General features: G+C 69.1%; 16 protein-coding genes and 4 pseudogenes. 13 read left to right on the top strand and 7 right to left on the bottom strand.

Annotation, left to right across the window (positions count from 1 at the left end; all coding sequences use genetic code 11):
• Positions 1-143: 143 nt before the first annotated feature.
• On the top strand, positions 144-1,238 hold the full coding sequence (locus tag K8Z49_RS01970; RefSeq protein WP_021594888.1) for a winged helix DNA-binding domain-containing protein: 1,095 nt from the start codon (positions 144-146) through the stop codon (positions 1,236-1,238).
• A gap of 203 nt (positions 1,239-1,441) precedes the next feature.
• Here the strand turns inward: K8Z49_RS01970 and K8Z49_RS01965 are convergent.
• Both K8Z49_RS01965 and K8Z49_RS01960 read right to left on the bottom strand, forming a co-directional pair.
• A pseudogene (locus K8Z49_RS01965) lies at positions 1,442-1,567 on the bottom strand (AMP-binding enzyme); the annotation flags it as partial.
• Positions 1,568-1,783: 216 nt separating this feature from the next.
• Entirely contained in the window at positions 1,784-2,332 is a 549-nt protein-coding gene (locus tag K8Z49_RS01960; RefSeq protein WP_412517496.1) for an AMP-binding protein, read from the bottom strand.
• A 255-nt stretch (positions 2,333-2,587) separates the two neighbouring features.
• Between K8Z49_RS01960 and K8Z49_RS01955 the strand changes: the two genes are divergently transcribed.
• On the top strand, positions 2,588-2,860 hold the full coding sequence (locus tag K8Z49_RS01955) for a hypothetical protein (RefSeq protein WP_021594885.1): 273 nt from the start codon (positions 2,588-2,590) through the stop codon (positions 2,858-2,860).
• A gap of 529 nt (positions 2,861-3,389) precedes the next feature.
• The gene (locus K8Z49_RS01950; protein ID WP_412517495.1) at positions 3,390-4,613 is read left to right on the top strand and encodes a DUF2786 domain-containing protein; all 1,224 of its coding nucleotides are present in this window, start codon (positions 3,390-3,392) and stop codon (positions 4,611-4,613) included.
• Positions 4,614-4,694: 81 nt separating this feature from the next.
• Here K8Z49_RS01950 and K8Z49_RS01945 read toward each other — a convergent pair whose 3' ends face one another.
• Positions 4,695-4,907, bottom strand: a complete 213-nt coding sequence (locus K8Z49_RS01945; RefSeq protein WP_021594883.1) for a helix-turn-helix domain-containing protein — start codon at positions 4,905-4,907, stop codon at positions 4,695-4,697.
• A 167-nt stretch (positions 4,908-5,074) separates the two neighbouring features.
• Complete coding sequence (locus tag K8Z49_RS01940) at positions 5,075-6,067, bottom strand: class II glutamine amidotransferase (protein ID WP_075024853.1); 993 nt, start codon at positions 6,065-6,067, stop codon at positions 5,075-5,077.
• A 186-nt stretch (positions 6,068-6,253) separates the two neighbouring features.
• On the opposite strand from K8Z49_RS01940, the gene K8Z49_RS01935 reads away from it, so the two are divergent.
• The 5 genes and pseudogenes from K8Z49_RS01935 (at position 6,254) to K8Z49_RS01915 (ending at position 11,004) form a co-directional block, all read left to right on the top strand.
• Complete coding sequence (locus K8Z49_RS01935) at positions 6,254-7,204, top strand: hypothetical protein (RefSeq protein WP_111832258.1); 951 nt, start codon at positions 6,254-6,256, stop codon at positions 7,202-7,204.
• Between the two features lie 473 nt (positions 7,205-7,677).
• The gene (locus K8Z49_RS01930; RefSeq protein WP_412517494.1) at positions 7,678-7,899 is read left to right on the top strand and encodes a hypothetical protein; all 222 of its coding nucleotides are present in this window, start codon (positions 7,678-7,680) and stop codon (positions 7,897-7,899) included.
• A 272-nt stretch (positions 7,900-8,171) separates the two neighbouring features.
• Positions 8,172-8,360 (top strand): annotated as a pseudogene (locus K8Z49_RS01925) (transposase); the annotation flags it as partial.
• 26 nt (positions 8,361-8,386) lie between these two features.
• Positions 8,387-8,578, top strand: coding sequence for a hypothetical protein (locus tag K8Z49_RS01920; protein WP_412517493.1), 192 nt, complete (start codon positions 8,387-8,389; stop codon positions 8,576-8,578).
• A 1,604-nt stretch (positions 8,579-10,182) separates the two neighbouring features.
• Positions 10,183-11,004, top strand: coding sequence for a hypothetical protein (locus K8Z49_RS01915; protein ID WP_075024855.1), 822 nt, complete (start codon positions 10,183-10,185; stop codon positions 11,002-11,004).
• 849 nt (positions 11,005-11,853) lie between these two features.
• Here K8Z49_RS01915 and K8Z49_RS01910 read toward each other — a convergent pair.
• Positions 11,854-12,132, bottom strand: a complete 279-nt coding sequence (locus K8Z49_RS01910; RefSeq protein WP_412517492.1) for a transposase — start codon at positions 12,130-12,132, stop codon at positions 11,854-11,856.
• 901 nt (positions 12,133-13,033) lie between these two features.
• On the opposite strand from K8Z49_RS01910, the pseudogene K8Z49_RS01905 reads away from it, so the two are divergent.
• Positions 13,034-13,411 (top strand): annotated as a pseudogene (locus tag K8Z49_RS01905) (transposase); the annotation flags it as partial.
• Between the two features lie 289 nt (positions 13,412-13,700).
• Positions 13,701-13,835 (top strand): annotated as a pseudogene (locus tag K8Z49_RS01900) (IS5/IS1182 family transposase); the annotation flags it as partial.
• Positions 13,836-14,011: 176 nt separating this feature from the next.
• On the opposite strand, the gene K8Z49_RS01895 reads toward K8Z49_RS01900, so the two are convergent.
• Positions 14,012-14,797, bottom strand: coding sequence for a hypothetical protein (locus K8Z49_RS01895; RefSeq protein ID WP_021594875.1), 786 nt, complete (start codon positions 14,795-14,797; stop codon positions 14,012-14,014).
• Positions 14,798-14,975: 178 nt separating this feature from the next.
• Here K8Z49_RS01895 and K8Z49_RS01890 point away from each other — a divergent pair, with 178 nt between their 5' ends.
• Together K8Z49_RS01890 and K8Z49_RS01885 are read left to right on the top strand one after the other, a co-directional pair.
• Entirely contained in the window at positions 14,976-15,914 is a 939-nt protein-coding gene (locus K8Z49_RS01890) for an aldo/keto reductase (RefSeq protein WP_412517491.1), read from the top strand.
• 65 nt (positions 15,915-15,979) lie between these two features.
• Positions 15,980-16,882, top strand: coding sequence for a serine/threonine-protein kinase (locus K8Z49_RS01885; RefSeq protein ID WP_412517490.1), 903 nt, complete (start codon positions 15,980-15,982; stop codon positions 16,880-16,882).
• A 10-nt stretch (positions 16,883-16,892) separates the two neighbouring features.
• Here K8Z49_RS01885 and K8Z49_RS01880 read toward each other — a convergent pair whose 3' ends face one another.
• Positions 16,893-17,555: a hypothetical protein gene (locus K8Z49_RS01880; protein WP_412517489.1), complete on the bottom strand. Its 663-nt coding sequence runs from the start codon at positions 17,553-17,555 to the stop codon at positions 16,893-16,895.
• Positions 17,556-17,682: 127 nt separating this feature from the next.
• Here K8Z49_RS01880 and K8Z49_RS01875 point away from each other — a divergent pair, with 127 nt between their 5' ends.
• A complete protein-coding gene (locus K8Z49_RS01875; RefSeq protein WP_021594871.1) occupies positions 17,683-18,966 on the top strand; it encodes a citrate synthase in 1,284 nt (427 codons plus the stop codon).
• Positions 18,967-19,116 lie beyond the last annotated feature (150 nt).

Genomic DNA, 19,116 nt, shown 5'->3' with positions numbered 1-19,116 from the left:
TATATCTTTACTTGCCCGCGCTCCAGCCGTTCGCGGACGCCATGCCGGAAGGCCGAGTCCGATGAGCACACCCGCGAGCGCGATGACCGTCGGGCCATGCTGAGGCGCTGCGTCCGGAAGGCGGTCGGCGGCATGCTGGAGGGATGACCGAAACCCTGAGTGTCCAGGCCCTCAACCGCGCCACCCTGGCGCGGCAGATGCTGCTCTCGCGAGAGCCGGTGCCGGTCGCGGAAGCGGTAGGACGCCTGTGCGGGATGCAGGCACAGGAGCCCAAGCCGCCTTTCCTCGGCCTCTGGACACGCTTGGAGGGTTTCCAGGCGGCGGACCTGCACTCCGCGTTCAACGACCGCTCGATCGTGCGCGCCACGATGATGCGCGCCACGCTGCACCTGATGGCGGCGGCCGACTACACGGCGTTCCGGACGGCTCTCCAGCCGATGCTGGACGGCGCCTTGCGCGTGCTGGGCGACCGCGCAAAGGGGTTGGACCTGCAGAAGGTCGTCCCGGCCGCACGCTCGCTCCTTCAAGAGGCGCCACTGACGTTCAACGAGGTGCGTGCGTCGCTGCAGGAGATGTTCCCGGACGTCAACGACCGGGCACTCGGCTACGCCGTCCGGCTCTGCGTGCCGCTGGTCATGGTTCCGACGCAGGACAGGTGGGGCTTCCCTCGCACGGCCCAGTTCACCTTGGCCGACTCATGGCTGGGATCCGTCCCCGCGGCGGAGCCCGCGGTGGAGGAACTGATGCTGCGTTACCTGGCCGCCTATGGCCCCGCCTCCGCCGCCGACGCGCAGATGTGGTCCGGACTGCAATCGACCGGTGAAGCACTGGAACGGCTGCGTCCGCGCCTTCGTGTCTTCGCCGACGACAAGGGCCGGGAGCTGTTCGACCTGCCCGACGCGCCACGTCCCGGCGAGGACGTCCAGGCGCCGGCCCGCTTCCTGCCTGAATTCGACAGCCTCGTCCTTGCGCACGCCGACCGCAGGCGCATCATCGCCGACTCACACCGCCCGATGCTCACGACCAAGAACCTGCGCGTGCGCGCCGTCTTCCTGTGGGACGGCTTCGCCCGGGGCATCTGGGAGACGGAGTACAAGCGCAAGGTCGCGACCCTGCGGATGCGTCCGTTCGAAGCACTCCCCCGGGCGGCCATCGACGAGCTGACCGCTGAAGGCGAGGCGCTGCTGCGCTTCCTGGAGCCGGACGCGAAGGACACCGCCGTCGCCATAGAGGCCTGACGGCCCGTCAGGCGATGGTCCGTCCCAGCCCCTCCCAGTAGGGCGCGCGGAGGTCCTTCTTGAGGATCTTGCCGCTGGGGTTGCGGGGCAGGGCGTCCACGAAGTCGACCGAGCGGGGCCGCTTGAAACCGGCCAGCCGCTCGCGCGCAGGCGAGCACCTCGTCCTCGCTCAGCACGGCCCCGGGCGCGAGCACCACGACGGCCTTGACGGTCTCACCCCAGCGCTCGTCCGGGACGCCGATCACCGCGATGTCCGCGATGGCGGGATGGGCGGCGAGCACCTCCTCGATCTCGATCGGGTACACGTTCTCGACGCCCGTGACGATCATGTCCTTGATCCGGTCGGTGAGGAAGAGGTACCCGTCGGCGTCGACGAACCCGGCGTCGCCCGTGCGGAGCCAGCCGTCCGCCACCAGGAGCCGCGCCGTCTCCTCCGGGCGGTTCCAGTAACCGGGCGTGTTCTGCGGGGAGCGGGTCAGCACCTCGCCGACCTCGCCGGTCGCGCGCTCGGTGTCACCGCCCGGCTCGACGATCTTTATCTCGACTCATGCGTAGGGGCGCCCGGCCGAGCGCATCAGGTGGGAGCGCGGACCCTCGGGATCGTGGTCCTCTGGGTCGAGCTGGACGATGGCGCCGGTCGTCCCGGAGGTGTAGAGGCACCACGATGTCGTCCGGGCGCCCGGTGAAGCCCGGATCCTCGGCGGGATGCCCGCCGGCCACCGCTCGTGCTCCGCGCCCGTCACGACGACCCTTCCGGGCAGCTCGCCCGCGAGGGAGGCGAACTCGGCGTCCACGAGGGTCATCGGGGCCTGCGCGTCCGCGACGACCGCCGCGATCTCGGGCGGGGTCAGCCGCCAGTTGACCGGCGCGGTCACGGCGCCGATCTTCGCGGCGCCGAACAGCAGGTCGAAGTACTCGGGCGCGTTCTTCCCGACGTAGGCGACCCGGGAGCCGGCTCCGAGGCCCGCGTCGAGGAGGGCCTGCGCGCACCTGCTGGAGCGCTCGTCGAGCTCGGCGTAGCTCACGGTGCGCCCGTCCCCGGTTACGGCGGGCGCTGCCCCCCGGTCGCGGGCATGGTCACCGACGATGGACACGACCCGTTACTCCACCCCGGCCCCTTCCGAATCATATTCGGTTACGTGCCGCGACCTTACTCGCGCGGCACGGCGGACGAAAGCGCCGTCACAGCGCGACATGGGAACATGACGCTTTGAGCGTGGACAACTTCGAATAGTGATCAATCCGATATCTGGGCTGATTGAAAGATCCACCAATAGGGCGCAAGCTGTCCCAGACGTCAGGAATGCCCCGCCCGTTCCTTCCGACCGACCGCCGACAGGACACGACTGATGTTCGAGATCTGGGAGACCAGTGAGCCTGCGCGGCTCATCAGCGACGCGGGGAGCCTGAAGGTGGCGCTGGAGAAGGTCGACACGATGTGCCGGCTCAGGCACGACCAGGCCGTCGCCCACGTCGGCGAGGCCGGCGAGGGCTACCACTTCGAGATCAGGGACCACGAGGGCAAGGCCCTCGCGAGGCTGAGCTACGTCCCGGACACGTCCCGCGCCTACCAGAGCGTCGTGGTCGAGGAGATGCGCGGCGACCGCGACGGCTCCGGCTAGGAACGTTCCCATCGGAAGCCCCCGGCCGCTTGGGTCCTAGGTGTGGCGCCCCAGTTGATCAGCCGGCCGGTGTGGGGAGCGTGGCGAGCCGCTCGACCGGTCTGGACCAAGCTGTACTTGGCCACCCACCGATCACCCGCCTATCACCAACGCCATGACCGAGTACACCTAGTCGCCCCGGGGAAGCAGCGGCGACGCCACGACCACCGGGACGAGGAACCCGAGCACGGCCGCGGGCAGTTGAGCGTTTTGCGTGGTCGGGCGACGAGTTCGGCGGCGCCGCGGTCCAGGCCGTCGTGGCCCCATGGCGGCGTGTCCTGTCGCCCCTGGATGGCAGGATGCGTCGTGCCCGTATGACCTCGACGGCGGGAGTGAGCGGTGCGAAAGGCGTGGCGACGTGGCCGGGCCCCAACCGGGGAATCCTCCGCGACGTCCGCGGAGGACCTGTCCGCCGAGGCGGTACGGGCCCTCTCCCGCGGGGACGGCCCGCTTTTCCGTGCCCTGGTCGCCGAACTCGCGGAACGTCCCGATGGCGACCACCGACCGCGTTCTGGCGCGACGGCTGCACCAGGGCGTCACGCACGCGTGGGAACGGGGCTGGCAGCCGGCCGATGTGGTCCGGTTCACGTCCCGCCGGCGCACGGCCAGGCACGCCCGCCTGGTCACCGACGCGATCGCCGCCGAGATGCGCGCCTACTCCGCCGCCACCGTCGACGACCGCTGGCAGGACCAGCTCGCCGCCCTCGGAGCCGAGGTGTGGTGGCCGGAAGACGACGCCCACGCGACCGCCTGGTGCGCCCGCGAACACGTCGACCGCGCGGCCTACATCACGTGCGCACTCGAACTCGTCCACCTCCTGCAGCACCTCCCGAGACTTCCGACCATCACCCCGCCTCCCGGCACAGAGACCTCCGGCACTGGCGAAGGGGCGGACGACCCGAGGGCGTCCGATAGGCGCCGGGGCGGGGCCCGCCGGAAGCGGGAGGTCGATGGCCCGCAGGACGGCCACCAACGGCTCCGTGGCCGCGCGAGGCGGGAGGTCGATCAGCGGACGCTGGGGCGGGTCCGGGCGTTGCTGGCCAAGGCCGAGTCGACCGAGTACCCAGAAGAAGCCGAGGCGCTCAGCGCGCGCGCCCAGGAGCTGATGGCGCGACACAGCATCGACCACGCGCTGCTGGCGGCCGAGACCGGCGACCTGGGCGGTCCGGACGGACGGCGGATCGCGGTGGACAACCCCTACGAAGCACCCAAGGCGGTCTTGCTGACGGTGGTGGCGGACGCGAACCGCTGCCGTGCGGTCTGGCATCGGGAGCTCGGGTTCTCCACGGTCCTCGGCTTCCCGGCCGATCTGGCGGCGGTGGAGATGCTGTTCACGTCGTTGCTGGTGCAGGCGACGTCCGCCATGGTGCGCGCGGGTTCGAGGCGCGACGCGCGGGGACGGTCACGAACGCGGTCGTTCCGGCACGCGTTCCTCAATGCCTATGCCGCCCGTATCGGGGAGCGGCTGAGGGAGGCCGCCGACGGGGCGGCGGGCAGTGCGGCCGCGGGCGCCGGCGGGAAGGATCTGCTTCCCGTGCTGGCGGCGCGCGACCGGGCCGTCGATCAGGCCGTCGACACGATGTTCCCGGCTCTCGCCAAAGGGCGGGCGGGCACGGTCTCCAACTATGAGGGCTGGGTCGCCGGACGAGCGGCCGCCGACCTCGCCAGCCTGAACGGACGCTCCGAGGTCACCGGGGCGTTCCGCGGTTCCTAGCGCACGGGGTCCCCCCGGGGGGCGAGGGGGACGTCCGGTCATTGCTTGTCTTCCTTTTCTCGCTGGGGGTTCGGGAGCCAGTCAGTCCTTCTTGCGCCGGGTGTTGCCACCCCGGCCGCGGAGCGGCACGCCCGCCTCCTTCAGGACGTTGTAGATGAACCCGTACGAGCGGCCGGTCTCGGCCGCGAGGTCGCGGATGCTCTCGCCGGCGGCGTAGCGCGGTGCGAGCTCCGCGGCGAGACGCGTGCGTTCGGCACCGGTGACACGGGTGCCCCTCGACAGTGTTCGAGCCACGGGGACCTCCTGATTCCAAGGCTGGGCAGCGGGGCCCGTCCCCGCAGCTCACAGCAGTGTTGATCTCCCCAACGTACACATTCCCCCCGAATGCACCGTCGATGCCGCGCGAATCACCGCGAATTCGGCCGAAGCTGGTCTTTTCCGTGGTGAACGGCGTGTCGGAGCTAGACAGACGTGTCCCCGACCGCCGACGGTCGGCCGTTCCGCAGGATCACCGGTTGCAGCGGCGCCCGGACCGGAACCGGTTCCCCGTCGGGGCCGCGCAGCTCCATCACCGTCACCGCCCCGCTCCTGGCCGGCGACGCCGACACTGCCTCGTGGCCGACGGGGACCATCTCCGCCGCTTCGGAAGTCGCCTGGGAGGCGGCCTCGCGGACGGAGAGATCCGAGCGGCGCAGCGGGTACCGGAGAGGGCCGAACGGGAAGAGCGAGGTCTCGGCGAGCCCGTCCACGATCAGCAGCTCGCCGGGCTCCAGGAGACGCCATCCGGGCTGGTCGTCCATCGGCTCGCTGGCGACGACGACGGCCGGGACATCGGCGTCTCCGGCCCCGCTCACACCGCCCCGCCGGTGCGACAGGACCCACAGCTCGTTGCTCTCGGGATAGCGCAGGGCCCAGAGCCGTCCCGCCTCGGCGACCAGGAGGTTGAGCGCGAACACCGGGACCTCCGCGGCGATGCGCCGCACCGCCTCGACGATCCCGGCCGTCGTGTCGCCCCGGCGACGGATCTCGGCGGTCACGCAGGCGAACACCAGTTCCGAGTCGGTCTCCCCGGAGATGTGGGCGCGCTCGACGTCGGTCAGCCACGACTTGAGCGTCTCCAGGCCCTTGACGACGCCGTTGTGCGCGAAGAGGCGGTCGTTCATCACGAACGGGTGGCAGTTGTGCACCGTCAGCCCGCCCACCGAGGCGTCACGGACATGCGACACGAACGTGTGCGACGGGACGTTGCGAGCGTGCAGATCGAAGTCGGCGTTCTCGAAGGCGGCGAGCGGCGCCCGGTCGCGCACGGGCTCGCCGCCGAGCGAGAACCACCCGAGGCCCGCGCCGTGCTGCATCCGATGGCTCTGCGCGCGCAGGCTCCGGGGCGCGTCCAGCAGCCAGTGGGCCGCCCTGACCCGCGGCCCGCCGGTACTCATCCCGAAAAGTCGGCACATATCGTCGCCCCTCAGTGATCTTAACTCCAGGTGACGGAAATTTTACCGAACGTTGCCTTGCGCGTCCGGCGAATCTCGCCACGGCCCGTGGTCGGGAGTTATCCCCAGAATCGAGTTCTAGTGCCTGGAGAGGCCGCCACCGCGGATGCTGAACAGGCCCGTCCCGGTTCTGGAAGGAGCGGCCCCATGGCCACGATCACGTTCCCGGTCCCGTCCACCACGACCTCCCGGTTCGCCGTAGCCGCCGAGAGCATGCCGGACGACCTCGCCGGCGTCCTCCACCGGCTCGCGGACGGCCCTTACCACGCGCACATCGCCGGGCGGCTCGGCTCGTCCCAGCTCCACGTCGCCCAAGAGCAGCTCGGCTCCCTCCGCTGGGACCCGGGCCTCATCAAGGCGGCCCGCCCCGAGGACAGGCCCGTGGCGCGGGCCTTCAACGACGCCGCCGAGTTCGCCGTCATCACCGCGTTCGCCCCCATCACCGACCAGCCCCGCGGCGTCCAGGTCGCCCGAGCCGCCGCGCACGCCCTCGCCGAGGCCACGGGAGGGATCGCCGCCGACCTCGTCACGGGCCACATCCTGCCTCCGTCCACCGGCGAAAGGACGCGCTTCGTCCTCGCCGATCACTGGCTGGGCGACGTCCTGCCACCGTCCCGCGCCAACGGCCGCTGCACGGCCGCCGACCCTTCCCACGACCCCGAGGGCGTCAACGGCTGCGCCTGCGTACGCCTACGAACCCGCGGCCTCCGCCGCTTCGGCCTCCCCGAACTGCAAATCACCGACGTAGCCTGCCCACACGACCTGGCCGCCCTGAACGTCCTACGAACGACCGCACGCCACCTCCTGACAGACCACTGGTCGTGGCTGGCCACCGGACCGGCCGCCCGCACCCGCACCGTCCCCGACACCCTCGACCTCACGGAGACCGACTTCAACGACTTCTGGGGCTCCGCCCCCCGCATGCACCTGTCGCCGCCCACTCCCTTCCAAGTTCACCTCTCACCGGTGACCGGACGCCTCATCACCCTCGCCCCACCCCCCGCCTTCGACGGCACGATCAACGACTGGCTCTGGAGCGACACCGTCCCCCTAGGCATGTACGACACCCCCACCACCACCCTCCCCACCGCCGCCTAACAAGGCACCCCACCAGTGCCCCTCGCCAAGCACCCATCTCACTCGCTGGACGCCGACAGCGGCAGCTTGCAAAGGCAGCACAGGGCGACAGCGAAAACCATGAAGCAGTCAAGCTTGCGTCCGTGGCAACGACGCAAGCAGCAGCGGCGGCCACCCAGTCGATCAACGGCCACAGATGATCGGGCGCGACCCCGGGCCAGATCAGCACCTGCCCAGTCGTCCAGACGATTCTCCGACTAAGGCAGCCACTCCAGGAACCGCCCACTCAGGATGGCGAACAGCGCGAGGAGACCGACCTACCAGACAACCCAGCAGAGAGACAGCTCGGAGTACTGCCGCGTGCCGTCACCGCGAGGCGCTGGATCCGCTGGATCGTCTGGATAAGCCGGGGCGTCCATCTCCGAGTCCTCCGTCGCGGCAGATCCGAATGGCGCCAAAGGCAACAAGGGCCAGGAAGCGCCCAGGCTCGGCCTGTGCTTGTGACCACCATGCTGGGCGGCAGCCCCGCCCAGCAACCGACGGCGGCAGCTCAGAGCGACGGCGAAGGCCGGGCGGCAACCGCCACCCAGCAGAGGACAGCGGCAACTCAGGGTGTCGGCAATGACCGCGAGGGGCCCAAGAAGCGCTCAGGCTTGTTCGCGACGACCATGCAGGAGTCGGCACCCGCCCACGTCGTCAGCATCATCCGGGCGTAAGCGGCTGGACGACCGCAAGGTGCTGTGCGGGATGCTGCACACCGGTATCCGGTGTGAGTTCCTGCCGCAGGAGCTGGGATCCGGGTAGGGGATAACGTTCTGGCGCCGGTTGGCCGAGTGGCACCGGGCGGGTATGTGGGTTCGGCTGCACCGGCTGCTGCTGGAGGAACCGCACACCGCCGGGCGTCTCTAGGACTGGTCCAGGGCGGTGATCGACAGCTCGCACGTCCGCGCGCTCAAGGGCGGCCCAAACCGGGCCGAGTCCGGTCGACCGCAGCCGGCCGGGCTCGAAACACCATGTACTGACAGACAGGAACGGCACCCCGCTGCTGTCGTTGACCGGCGGGAACCGCAACGACGTAACCCAGTTGATGCCGCTGCTGGAGGCGGTGCCGCCGGTGCGAGGCCGAATAGGCCGCCCCCGCCGAAGACCCGAGCGACTGCTGGCCGACCGCGGCTAGGACCACGACAAGTACAGGCGGCTGGTGTGGACCAAGGGCATCAAACCGGTCATCGCCCGCCGCGGCAGCCCGCACGGATCGCGCTGGTCGTCCACCGCTACCCCGTCGAGCGCACCATCGGCCTGCCGCGCCGGTGCCGCAGCCTGCGCATCCGCTGGAAGATCCGCGACCACATCCACCACGCCTTCAAGCCCCTGGCCGCAGCCATCATCCAATAAGGGTCGTCACGTCGAAAGCCTGTGGCATATCTGGTCCGTCGAGGCTTGGAGTAAGACCGTGCACGCGCGGCCTGCCGTAGTGGACGCGTTGCGGAATCAGGCCCCGCCACCGCGGCGGCATCGGGCAGGTTGTCGATCGTGGTTCGAGCCGCCCGCGCGGTGCATCCCTCGCCATCATCAGAGTCTGCTGGCGCCCTCGTCGGGTTAGGGCCCACGCTGGTGCTCCAGGATGGCCGGCTGCGCCTCGTCCGCTGATTCTGTTACGACCTCCAAGGCCACAGAGCGATCGGGCGCGATGCAGGCGGTAGCCACTCAGCCACGACCCGTGCGTCCACGACCCAACGGCGCGGACCCAGCCGACCGCAGGTCTCGATTCCGCGCCGGCCAGGAGCGGCGGGGTAACGCTCCGCCCGGCCCGTCCACCGCGTGACGCGGCGCGGCAACGGCGAACGCGGTGAGGTGCGCCCCGCCAACTCCGCACGTCGCCCGCGAGCGCGACGATGAGGGCCCGTAGCCGGCGCAGGTCGGCGCAGCCGGTGTGGATGAACGCCCTCACCCGGAAGGTCCGGCACCCGGGATTATGGCCAGCGCGCCTTTGCCTGGGATGACCTCCTTGACGGGCTCGGTGCCGTCGCCTGCTTCGTCATCTCATTTGGCCCAGTGACACAGGTTCGAGGAGCCGTCGCCCGACTCTGCTCGGCACGCGTCCTCTATGCACCAAATACGGTGCCATGGTGGTGGGGTCACACGGCGCGCGTGAACGGCGCGTCGGCCAGAGTATGGCGGTGACACCGAGTGAGACTTTTGGAACCGCCTCGCCACTCGAAGGTGCCATCCCGGGGGCTCCCAAGCCTGGGTCAAGCGTGGGCGGATAGGGCGGGAACCATTCCCGGGGAACACCTTACGCGTTGCGAGTAAACCGCCCGCAAGCAGGAAACGCGAGGGTTTCCGGCCGTCCTCCCGCCCAGCCGTCCACGCCGGCGCACCGTACACCGACAGTTCATGGCAGTTCGGTATATGCCCCCTTTTTCAGCCGGGGAGGCGGTGACGGAGGCCACTCGCGATCACCGCGGCGACTGTGAGCAATATGCAACGCTCCGTAGCCGAAGTGGCTACGATCGGCATTCTCACGGTGACCGACGCGATCCCCCGGGGCGAAGATGAACCGTTTCCTGGCACATCCCAGACTTGCCGAGGCGATCGGCGAGCTGTTCCGCTGCACCTGCGGGTTCCTGGGATGCACGGCGATAGCCGGTGCCATCGCCATGGGCGCAGCGACCTCTTCGGAGGCGGCGGTCCGAGCCGAGCCGAAGCCGCGCACGTCCATGCCGCCCGTCTGCCGTCACGCCGTGAACACCGGTGACTGGTACACCGAGCACAAATGCAAGGAGGCTTGGCTGGCGATGTACGAGAGGTCTCGCAGACGGACAGGACGGGACCGGGAGTTCTCCCGTTGGATGGACCGGTATCAGCGAAAGCCGAAGGCCGAGCGCCGGACGCCTCCGCCTGACCCGCTTCAGAAGCCCGCTCCCCCTCCAGCCATTCGGAAAAGACCGAACAGCGCGCCACCATCGCCGACGCGGTCGCGAAGCAAACCGCCGCGCGTGTCCTCCCTCCCCGCTCCGCCCCCCACGCACACCGTTCCGCCTCGCAAGCGCGAGGAGGCGGAGGAGACCGGCTCACGTCCGCCGTCGCTGCAGCCGGTTCTTCTACTCGGGCTGCTCCTCCCTGTCGCCGCGGCGATCTGCTACCCGTTCCGGCATCGCCTCTACGCGGCCGCCACGGCGGGGCTTCCCCCGTTCCCGGTGGGCGAGTCGCTGGAGACACAGCCGGCGACGTTCAGCTACCGGCCCGCCCTCGACCCGTTCGCCGTTCCGGCCATAGGCCTGTCGGGGCCGAGCGCCGGATCCGCCGCACGCCTGCTGGCACTCACCGCCCTCGACGAGTACGGCGACGACTCCCTGGTCGTCATCCCCCGTCCCGACACCACCATCCTGTTCGGCCTGGCCGAGGACGAACTCCTCGATGAGGACACGCCAGGCCTGTTCATCCCCGGCAATCTCGACGCGGCCCTGGCCTACCTGGAAACCGAACTCGCCATCCGCCAGAAGACCGGGGTGCCACAGGCACGGCGCCTCCTCCTGGTGGCCGATTGCGCCAAGGAGGCCGAACGGATCACAGCGCTCCTCGCCCGGCACCCGGGCGGAGTATCCGCCGTCCTGCTCGGTCCCTGGACCGGTGACAGCGCCACCATCGACGACGACGGCCTGGTCGCCGCACCGGCGGCGCTCGCGTCCACCCTGCCCGAGCGCCTTCCGGCGATGTCCCGCACCGAGGCCCGCGACCGGCTCCTGACCGCCCTGGCCCAGCACAAGGAGACCCGGCGCCCTCCAACCCGACGCCGCTCAACTCCCCGCCGCCAATGACCCTCGTCAACGCTCGACCGAATGTCGCCCCAAGCCCAAGACGCCGCTCGCAGTCACTGCGAAGCGCAAGAGTCGCCTGCCACCACCGCACAACATCACAGCTGCCGCTGCCCCGGCCGGAGACCAACCCCCGATCGCCAAAGCCCAGCAACGTTCAAAACACACCGCGGCAGGCCCCCGAAGGAACCAACACCCGGCGCACAACAGTCACCTCCCACGCCACCCAGCAACACCACTCCCGCTACACCGACCCAAGGCCGAACCTCCGATCGACGAAGCCCACCAGCATCCAGCCAGACCGCAATCGGCCACCGAAAGACCAACACATAACGCGCGATACTCGCCTGCCACGCCATACAGCAACATGACCGGTGCCACGCCGGCCCAAGGCTGACCCCCGATCGACGAAGCCAGCGACGTTCAACAACACCGCAGCCCGCCGCCGAAGGAACCAACACACGCGGCGCGCGCAACAGTCACCTGCCACGCCACGGAGCAACACGACTGCCGCTACACCGGCCGAAGAACGAACCCCCGAGTGATGAAGCCCAGCAGCATCCAGCAACACCGCAGTCGGGTAATCAAAGCGACCAACACGCGGCGCGCGAGAGTCACATGCCAGCACCGCTTAGGATCACGGCTGCCGTAACCGCGGCCGGACGCTGATCCCTCGATCGACGAGGCTCAGCAGCGTCCAGGAACACGGTTGCGGAACGCGGTCAACTGCGCGTCCAGCACCTCGGACATCTGCGACACCTGGCTCTTGGCGATGCCCTTGATGCCCGTCTACTCCACCAACTTGTCCACCCGTCGCGTCGACGGCCCCGGCAGATGGAGGTGGCCACACGCTCACCAGGGCCTGCTCGGGCCAGCAGCGTTCCAGCAGCCGCTCGGGGAAGTAGGACCCGCTGCGCAGCTTCGGGATCGCCGGCCACGGTGCTGGCGCGTGGCCAAGTCCCGGACACGGTAGCCGCTACGCCGGTTGACCCGCTCGTTCGAGCGCTGCCCGTAACCGGCACGGCACACCGCATCGGCTTCGGCGCTCATGAGCGCCTCGGCCATCATTTTGACCATCGACCGCATCACATCGGGCTCACACGCCTCGATCTGCTCGGCTGGCCAGGCCAAAGGGTCACACTGTTGCCCACAGCCATCGCGTGCGCTTCTAGTTCGGTCTTGGTCGGTTCAAAAGCTCACGCGATGGCCGTCTCACGCCACAAAACGCCATGCCCACTGACCGGGCCTGAGGTTCCCCCCGTAGCACGGACTGATGTTGCCCCCGTCTGGCGGGCACGGTGATGTTGCCCCGGTTTCACGGACTCGAGGGTGAGGTGATCGGGCTCGACGGGTGGGTGGTTTCGAACTGTATCGGGCTCACACACCATCCCCGTGGGGCAACCTCACCCAAGCGGCTCGTCGCTGATTCCGTCCCGAACGCGAGGTCGGGCCGCGGCACTCGTCGGCGTCCGAAGTCGGCGATGCGAGGGCGCCGACGCCCACCGTGGACGGCCCAGGGCGCGGCTCTCGGCGCGGGCCCGGTGCATCCCTCCGGAATGCACGGCGGGCTCTTTATTCCGACGAACACGCGGGCGGACTGTGTGCGCGTGCGGCGTGCCTGGTGAAGGGGGCAGGTCACCGTGGGCTTTGTTGGGACGCGATTGACTCGGTCTGCGTCCGTGCCGCCAAAGAAGGGTGCGCACGGAGCCGAAGCGGGGCTCGCGGGTAACGCCGAGGGCGCGCGCCGCCACGTGTTCCCAGCGTCCCGGCTCAGTGGCGGTGGGGCCGGCGACGGCCTCGAACCGCCCAGCGCCATCGTCGCGGGGTCAGTTGGGAAGCAGCCGTGCCCCTTCTCGGGAGTCCGTGCTGCGGGATGTCGTCGGCAGCCGGGGAGCTGACCGGCCCGAATCATCATGACTCCTGATCGTCGCCCCTCGGCCTGGCCATCTCCGCCCCTCGCCCCAACCTTTGGCCGACGTGTAATCCGGATTAGGCGTCATCTCATTTAACTTCGAAGAGGTTGCTTGCGGTCGTGGAGATGGTGGAGCGGCTGGTGCCCGAGGGGTTGCGGGAGCTGTTTCAGCGGGTGGTGCCACCTGCTCCGACGCGGCCGCAGGGTGGTGGACGGCGTCGGTATGGGATCGTGAGGTGTTGGCGGCGATCATCTTCGTGGCCACCACCGGTTGTACGTGGCAGCAGCTGCCGGCGGTGTTCGGGCCGTCGGGTCCTACCGCGCGCCGGCGCTTCACTGAGTGGACGGCCGCGCGGATGTGGGTCAAGTTGCACCGGTTGGTGCTGGACGAGCTGGGTGCGCGCGGGGAGTTGGACTGGTCGCGGTGTGCGATCGACTCGGTCAGCGTCCGTGCCGCGTAAGGGCGAGCTGACGGGTCCGAGTCCTAATGACGGTGGACCGCCACCCACCGGTTCACCGTAAGGATGGCGTCTGGTCCGAATCAGGAGCATGGACTCCTGTCGACAGGCGGACGCGCCGTCGGAGCTGCTGGATGGGTGGCGGTTCGCTCATGAGGGTCAGCACGATCGTGGCTGAGCCAGCCGCAGAACCACCGCTCGTCATTCCCGGGTCGTGAACCCTGAGACAGACCCTGGGGTCTGCAGACGGCTGGGGTCACGAACTACTGATCGGATGGCGAGCCTTTGAGCTCTCTCATTAGGGCGTGGCGTGTCCCTTGCGTGGCTGTGGGGGCATCGCGCCGCTCCGTTCCCGGCGCGGGCGGCGCCGGCGTCGTCCCGCCAAACTGCGCGGCGACAAGGGCTACGACTGCGCCGACCTGCGGCGGTGGCTGCGTGGGCGGGGCATCACGCCGCGCACCGCGGGCCGTCCTCGAACGAGTCTCGCGGCGGCGTTGGGTGGTGGAACGCACGGTGTTTGGCTGAGTGGCTGGCGCTGGCTGCCCCCCCGGGCTATGAACGCAACGCCGAGCACCTTCTGGACGTCGTCGGCATGCCGCCGCCCTCGTCTGTCCCGTCTACTCGCCAAATGAGATGTCGTCTAGGGAGTGGCGTCCTCTTGGCTCGCGAGTTCGGCTCTGATTCTCGTCAGGCTTCGGATGGCTCGGGTGAGAGGGGCCAGGTCCGGTGGCTGGTCGGCTTCGTGGTCGACGTAGGCGGAGCAGCGAAGCACCCATGCGCGGATCACGTCTTCGATGTGGGTCTGGGACCTGCGTGTGCGGGCCAGAGTCAGGTGGCGTTTCTCTTCGGCTACCTGGTGCGCCAGGATCTCGTCCGCTTGCAAGGCATGGATGTCGGCCAGCGTGTAGCGGCTGAGCCGGTCGATCGGCAGGTCACGCTCAATGGCGATCCGGTCGAAGATCCTTCGGGGCCATCCGAGGATCATGACCGCCCCGGCGGCGTCGACGGTGTCGGTCAGCGGTCCCTTCCTCGCCCGGACGACCTGCCGGACGGAGTCGGGGTCGAGACGGTCCAGGTCGCGGAGCAGGTAGACGGGGAAACCGCGGAAGCTGCTGATGACGTCGAGGTCGCCCTGAGCCACCAGGACCTCGATGTCCCGGCGCTCCACGTCGAGGCCCACCCGTGCGGCCAGCCTGGCCGCGGCCCGTCCGGAACCGACCGGCGGCTCGGTGCCGAATCTCGCGAGGACCTCCTCGACGCGTTCGCGGGCCTGGTCGGCGAGGCCGGCGGACCAGCGTTCACCGGCGAGGTCGGGGCCGGGCAGGATTTCGTGCTCCAGGCCACAGCGAAGCTGCCAGCGGGTGAGGCCGAGGTGGGCGGCGAACTGGTGCGCGCCGTAGTTGACGCGAGCGATCGGTTCAGGCATTGCCGTGCCTTTCTGGCCGCGATGAAACGTTGGTGTCCTCAGCGTCGCGGACGGCCCCCTCCCGCAGCACCAGAACGCAATTCTGTGGAAAACTTCGGGGCATTTTCCGGGCTTTTGCGGATCATTCGGGCAGACATTGTGGACTGGGGATACCCGGCGGCGTGCGAGGCTGGGGGGCATGAACGCGGTACATCGATTGGGGCTAGGGCTTGCAGCACTGGGGCGGCCTGCCTACATCAACGTGGGCAGGCTTCAGGAGCTGCCGCTTGGACGCACCGTGGAGCAGATGCGCGAGGCGACCTGGAACGTTCTCGACGCCGCGTATGCGGCAGGTGTCCGCTGGGTCGACGCGGCGCGGTCCTACGGCAGGGCGGAGGAGTTCCTGGGAGGCTGGTTCACCGCTCGTGACCCGGCAGAGATGACCGTGTCGAGCAAGTGGGGATACGCCTACGTCGGTGGATGGAAGACCGACGCATCGGTGCACGAGGTCAAAGAGCACACCCTCGGCCGTTACCGCGCCCAGTACGCGGAGACGCGTGACTTGCTCGGTGAACACCTGTCCGTGTATCAGGTGCATTCGCTGACCCACGAAAGTCCTCTGTTCCAGGACGTCGCCCTGCAGGAGGCCATGGCGGAATTGACCGCCGAAGGCGTGCGTGTCGGCTTCTCGACGTCCGGACCGAAGCAGGCGGAAACCATCCGCCGGGCCTTGGCGCTGGAAGTGTCCGGGCAGAGGCTGTTCAGCACCGTCCAATCGACGTGGAACATTCTGGAGACGTCCGCTGAGGACGCATTGCGGGAAGCCCACGACGCGGGCCTGCATGTGCTGCTCAAGGAAGTACTGGCCAACGGCAGGCTCGCCGTGGAACCGCCGGTGGAGGTGCGGGAGCTCGCGTCCAAGAAGGACGTGCGGCCAGATGCCCTGGCTTTGGCTGCGGCGCTGAGCCGTCCCTGGGCCGGGACCGTCCTCATCGGCGCGGTCAGCCCCGCACAGTTGGAGGCCAATCTGGCTGCCACGGACGTGTCGCTCGACGGCGGCGATCTGGAGTTGTTGGACGGGTTGAACGTCTCACCGAACCGCTACTGGGCGGAAAGGGGTGCGCTTCCCTGGACGTGAGGGCCGACGAGCACCCGTGCCATGGCACGATTGAGCCCGCCCACCATGATCGGATAGTCGTGCCCATGCAGTCAGAACCGCCCCGGAAGATCGGCCCGTACCACGTGGTCGCCCGGCTCGGGTCCGGCGGGATGGGGGAGGTCTTCCTCGGCGCGTCGCCCAGCAGGCGGCTGGTCGCCGTGAAGGTCATCCGCCCGGAACTGCTGGACGATCCGAGATGGCGGGAACGGTTCCGCCGGGAGGTGACCTCCGCGCGGTCGGTCAGCGGCTTCTACACGGCGCCCGTCGTCGACGCGGACCCGGATGCGGACCAGCCGTGGCTGGCGACGCAGTACATCCGCGGCGTGAGTCTCTCCAAGGTCGTCCGGGAGAAGGGGCCGCTCCGGGAGCAGGCCGCCTGCCGGCTGGGGGCCGGGCTGGCGGAGGCGCTGATCGCCATTCACGGGGCGGGGATCGTCCACCGTGACCTGAAACCGTCGAACGTCCTCCTCGCCTCGGACGGGCCGAGGGTCATCGACTTCGGCATCGCACGCCCGCTGGACGCGTTGCCGCTCTCGCGTACCGAGATCCTGGGGACCCCCGCGTACATGTCACCGGAGCAGGCTCATGGGGATCCCGTCCATCAGGCGAGCGACGTCTTCTCCCTCGGATCGGCGCTCGTGTTCGCGGCGACCGGTGCCGCGCCGTTCGGCAGCGATCACAAGGTCCGCGCACGGATCGTCCATGGGGAGCCCGACCTCACCGCGCTGCCCGATCCCATGCGCGGGCTCGTTACCCGCTGCCTGGTCAAGGACCCTGGGGAACGTCCCACGCCGGAGCAGGTCCTCGTCGCCTTGTCCACGTTGCTGGACGCGCACTACGGCGAGGAGTGGCCGCCGGTCGACGTCGAGGCGCTCATCGACGTCCAGGAGCGCACACTGGTCGAGGTCACGGCCGAGCTACCCACCCTGCGTGAGCCACCCCTGTAAGGACGGATCGTTACGGGAGACCCTCGACGAGCGCGTCCCAGAAGGCCGTCTCGTAGGCGTGCAGTAGGCGAGCAGCACGGGCGGCCTCGGCAGGGTCGTCGCCCTTGGCGAGCCCTTCCTTGATGACCGCGAGGGCTTGTTCCTCGAAGCCGGGTGGTGACGCAGCGAAGAACTCGAAGAATCCAACGGCGGTGTCCGTGAAACCGTAGCGGGCACGAAGCGCGGCAGCGATACGAGCACAGAACGCACCCCACTCCTCCAGGTTGGCGAGCATGGCCAGAGCCACCTCGCCGGCCGTCCCAAAGGCGGCTCTCTGCGCCAGGTAGGCCGGGTATGCCTGCGCGAAGGGCTTCGGCTCGTAGGCGCTGAGATTCTTCTCACTTTCGCCGAGCGCCGCCGCGAAGTCCCCCAGCAGCGTCAGTGCCTGCCCCTCCCCTTGCGCGAGCCCGAGGAAGAGGTCGCCGGCCGGGGAATCGGGAAATCTCGCGGCGAGGAGGGCGAAACTTCGCCGATCGCTGCTGACGATGCGATACTCCTCGCCCGCCAGCCAGACCAGGCGTTCCTGGGGCAAGTCACCCGTTTCGAGTAGGTCGACGAAGCGGTTCGCGGTCGCCGCCTCCGCGATCTCCCGGCGGGCGCGCGCGACGAGATCGGCTGCGCTCTGAGCGGTCATGCGTCCACCGGAACACCCCCGCCGCCGTTCCGTCAACGCGACAGGCCATGATGAGCGGCCGTGATCACCTGGATACGATGAAGGACGGAACGTCTACGCAGGTGTGGGACGCAGTTGGGAGTGAGCGATGTCGGATTTCGAGCTCGACCACGCGGGCGGCCGTCTGCCTCTGGAGGTCGCCGAGGCGACCGAGGGTCCGTCGGGGCTGGTCGTGGGCAACCTTCTCAAGGAGACGGGGCACGTCACGCTCGATCCGGGATTCACCAATACCGCGTCCACCACGTCGGCGATCACGTACATCGACGGCGAGGCGGGCATTCTCCGCTACCGCGGCTATCCCATTGAGGAACTGGCCGAGAAGTCGTCCTTCCTTGAAGTCGCCTACCTGCTGATTTACGGCGAACTGCCGAAGCCCGACCAGCTGGCCTCGTTCACCGACAGCGTGCGCAACCACACGCTGCTGGACGAGAAGTTCCGGGCGTTCTTCTCCGCGTTCCCGCGCCGCGCCCACCCGATGGCCGTGCTGTCGTCCGCGGTCAGCGCCCTGTCGACGTTCTACCAGGACAGCCTCGACCCGTTCGACCCGGAGCAGGTCGACCAGTCGAGCATCCGGCTCATCGCGAAGCTGCCCACCATCGCCGCCTACGCATACAAGACGTCCAACGGCCAGCCGCTGCTCTACCCGGACAACTCCCTCGGGTACGTGGACAACTTCCTCCGCATGATGTTCGGCCTGCCCACGCAGCCGTACGAGATCGACCCTGAAATCGCGCGCATTCTGGACATGCTGTTCGTCCTGCACGCCGACCACGAGCAGAACTGCTCGACCTCCACCGTCCGCCTGGTGGGGTCCAGCCAGGCGAACCTGTTCTCGGCGGTGTCCGCGGGCGTCGACGCCCTGTTCGGCCCCCTGCACGGCGGCGCCAACCAGGCCGTGCTGGAGATGCTGGAGCGCATCCACGAGAACGGCGACGACATCGACTCGTTCGTCGAGCGCGTGAAGAAGAAGGAGCCCGGCGTCAAACTGATGGGCTTCGGGCACCGCGTGTACCGCAACTACGATCCGCGCGCGGCCGTGGTGAAGAAGGCGACGGGCAAGGTCCTGGACGCGCTGGGCAAGGCGGACCCGCTGCTGGACCTGGCCATGCGTCTCGAAGAGGTCGCCCTGAGCGACGACTACTTCGTCGAGCGCAAGCTCTACCCGAACGTGGACTTCTACACGGGCGTCATCTACAAGGCGATGGGCTTCCCCACGAACGCGTTCACCGTGCTGTTCGCGCTCGGCCGGCTGCCCGGGTGGATCGCCCAGTGGCGCGAGATGATGAACGACCCGGCCACCAAGATCGGTCGGCCGCGCCAGGTGTACGTCGGTCCGGGCGAGCGTCACTACGTGGAGCCGTCCGCTCGCTGACCGGGAGATACCGGGACAACGCCTCCGAGGGAGTGCCGTTCGAGGGACGTTCGTGTGCAGCGGACGGGTCACAGGATCCGTCCGCACACGATCGCCATCCGTAAGCGGCCGGGTTAGCCTGTCGGCGAAGCTCCCCAGCGGAAGGCGGCT

The sequence above is a fragment of the Actinomadura madurae genome, from assembly GCF_047130825.1.
Lineage (GTDB): Bacteria > Actinomycetota > Actinomycetes > Streptosporangiales > Streptosporangiaceae > Spirillospora > Spirillospora madurae.
Note: the sequence above shows the minus strand (reverse complement) of the source record. Positions and strands in the feature narration are given on the sequence as shown.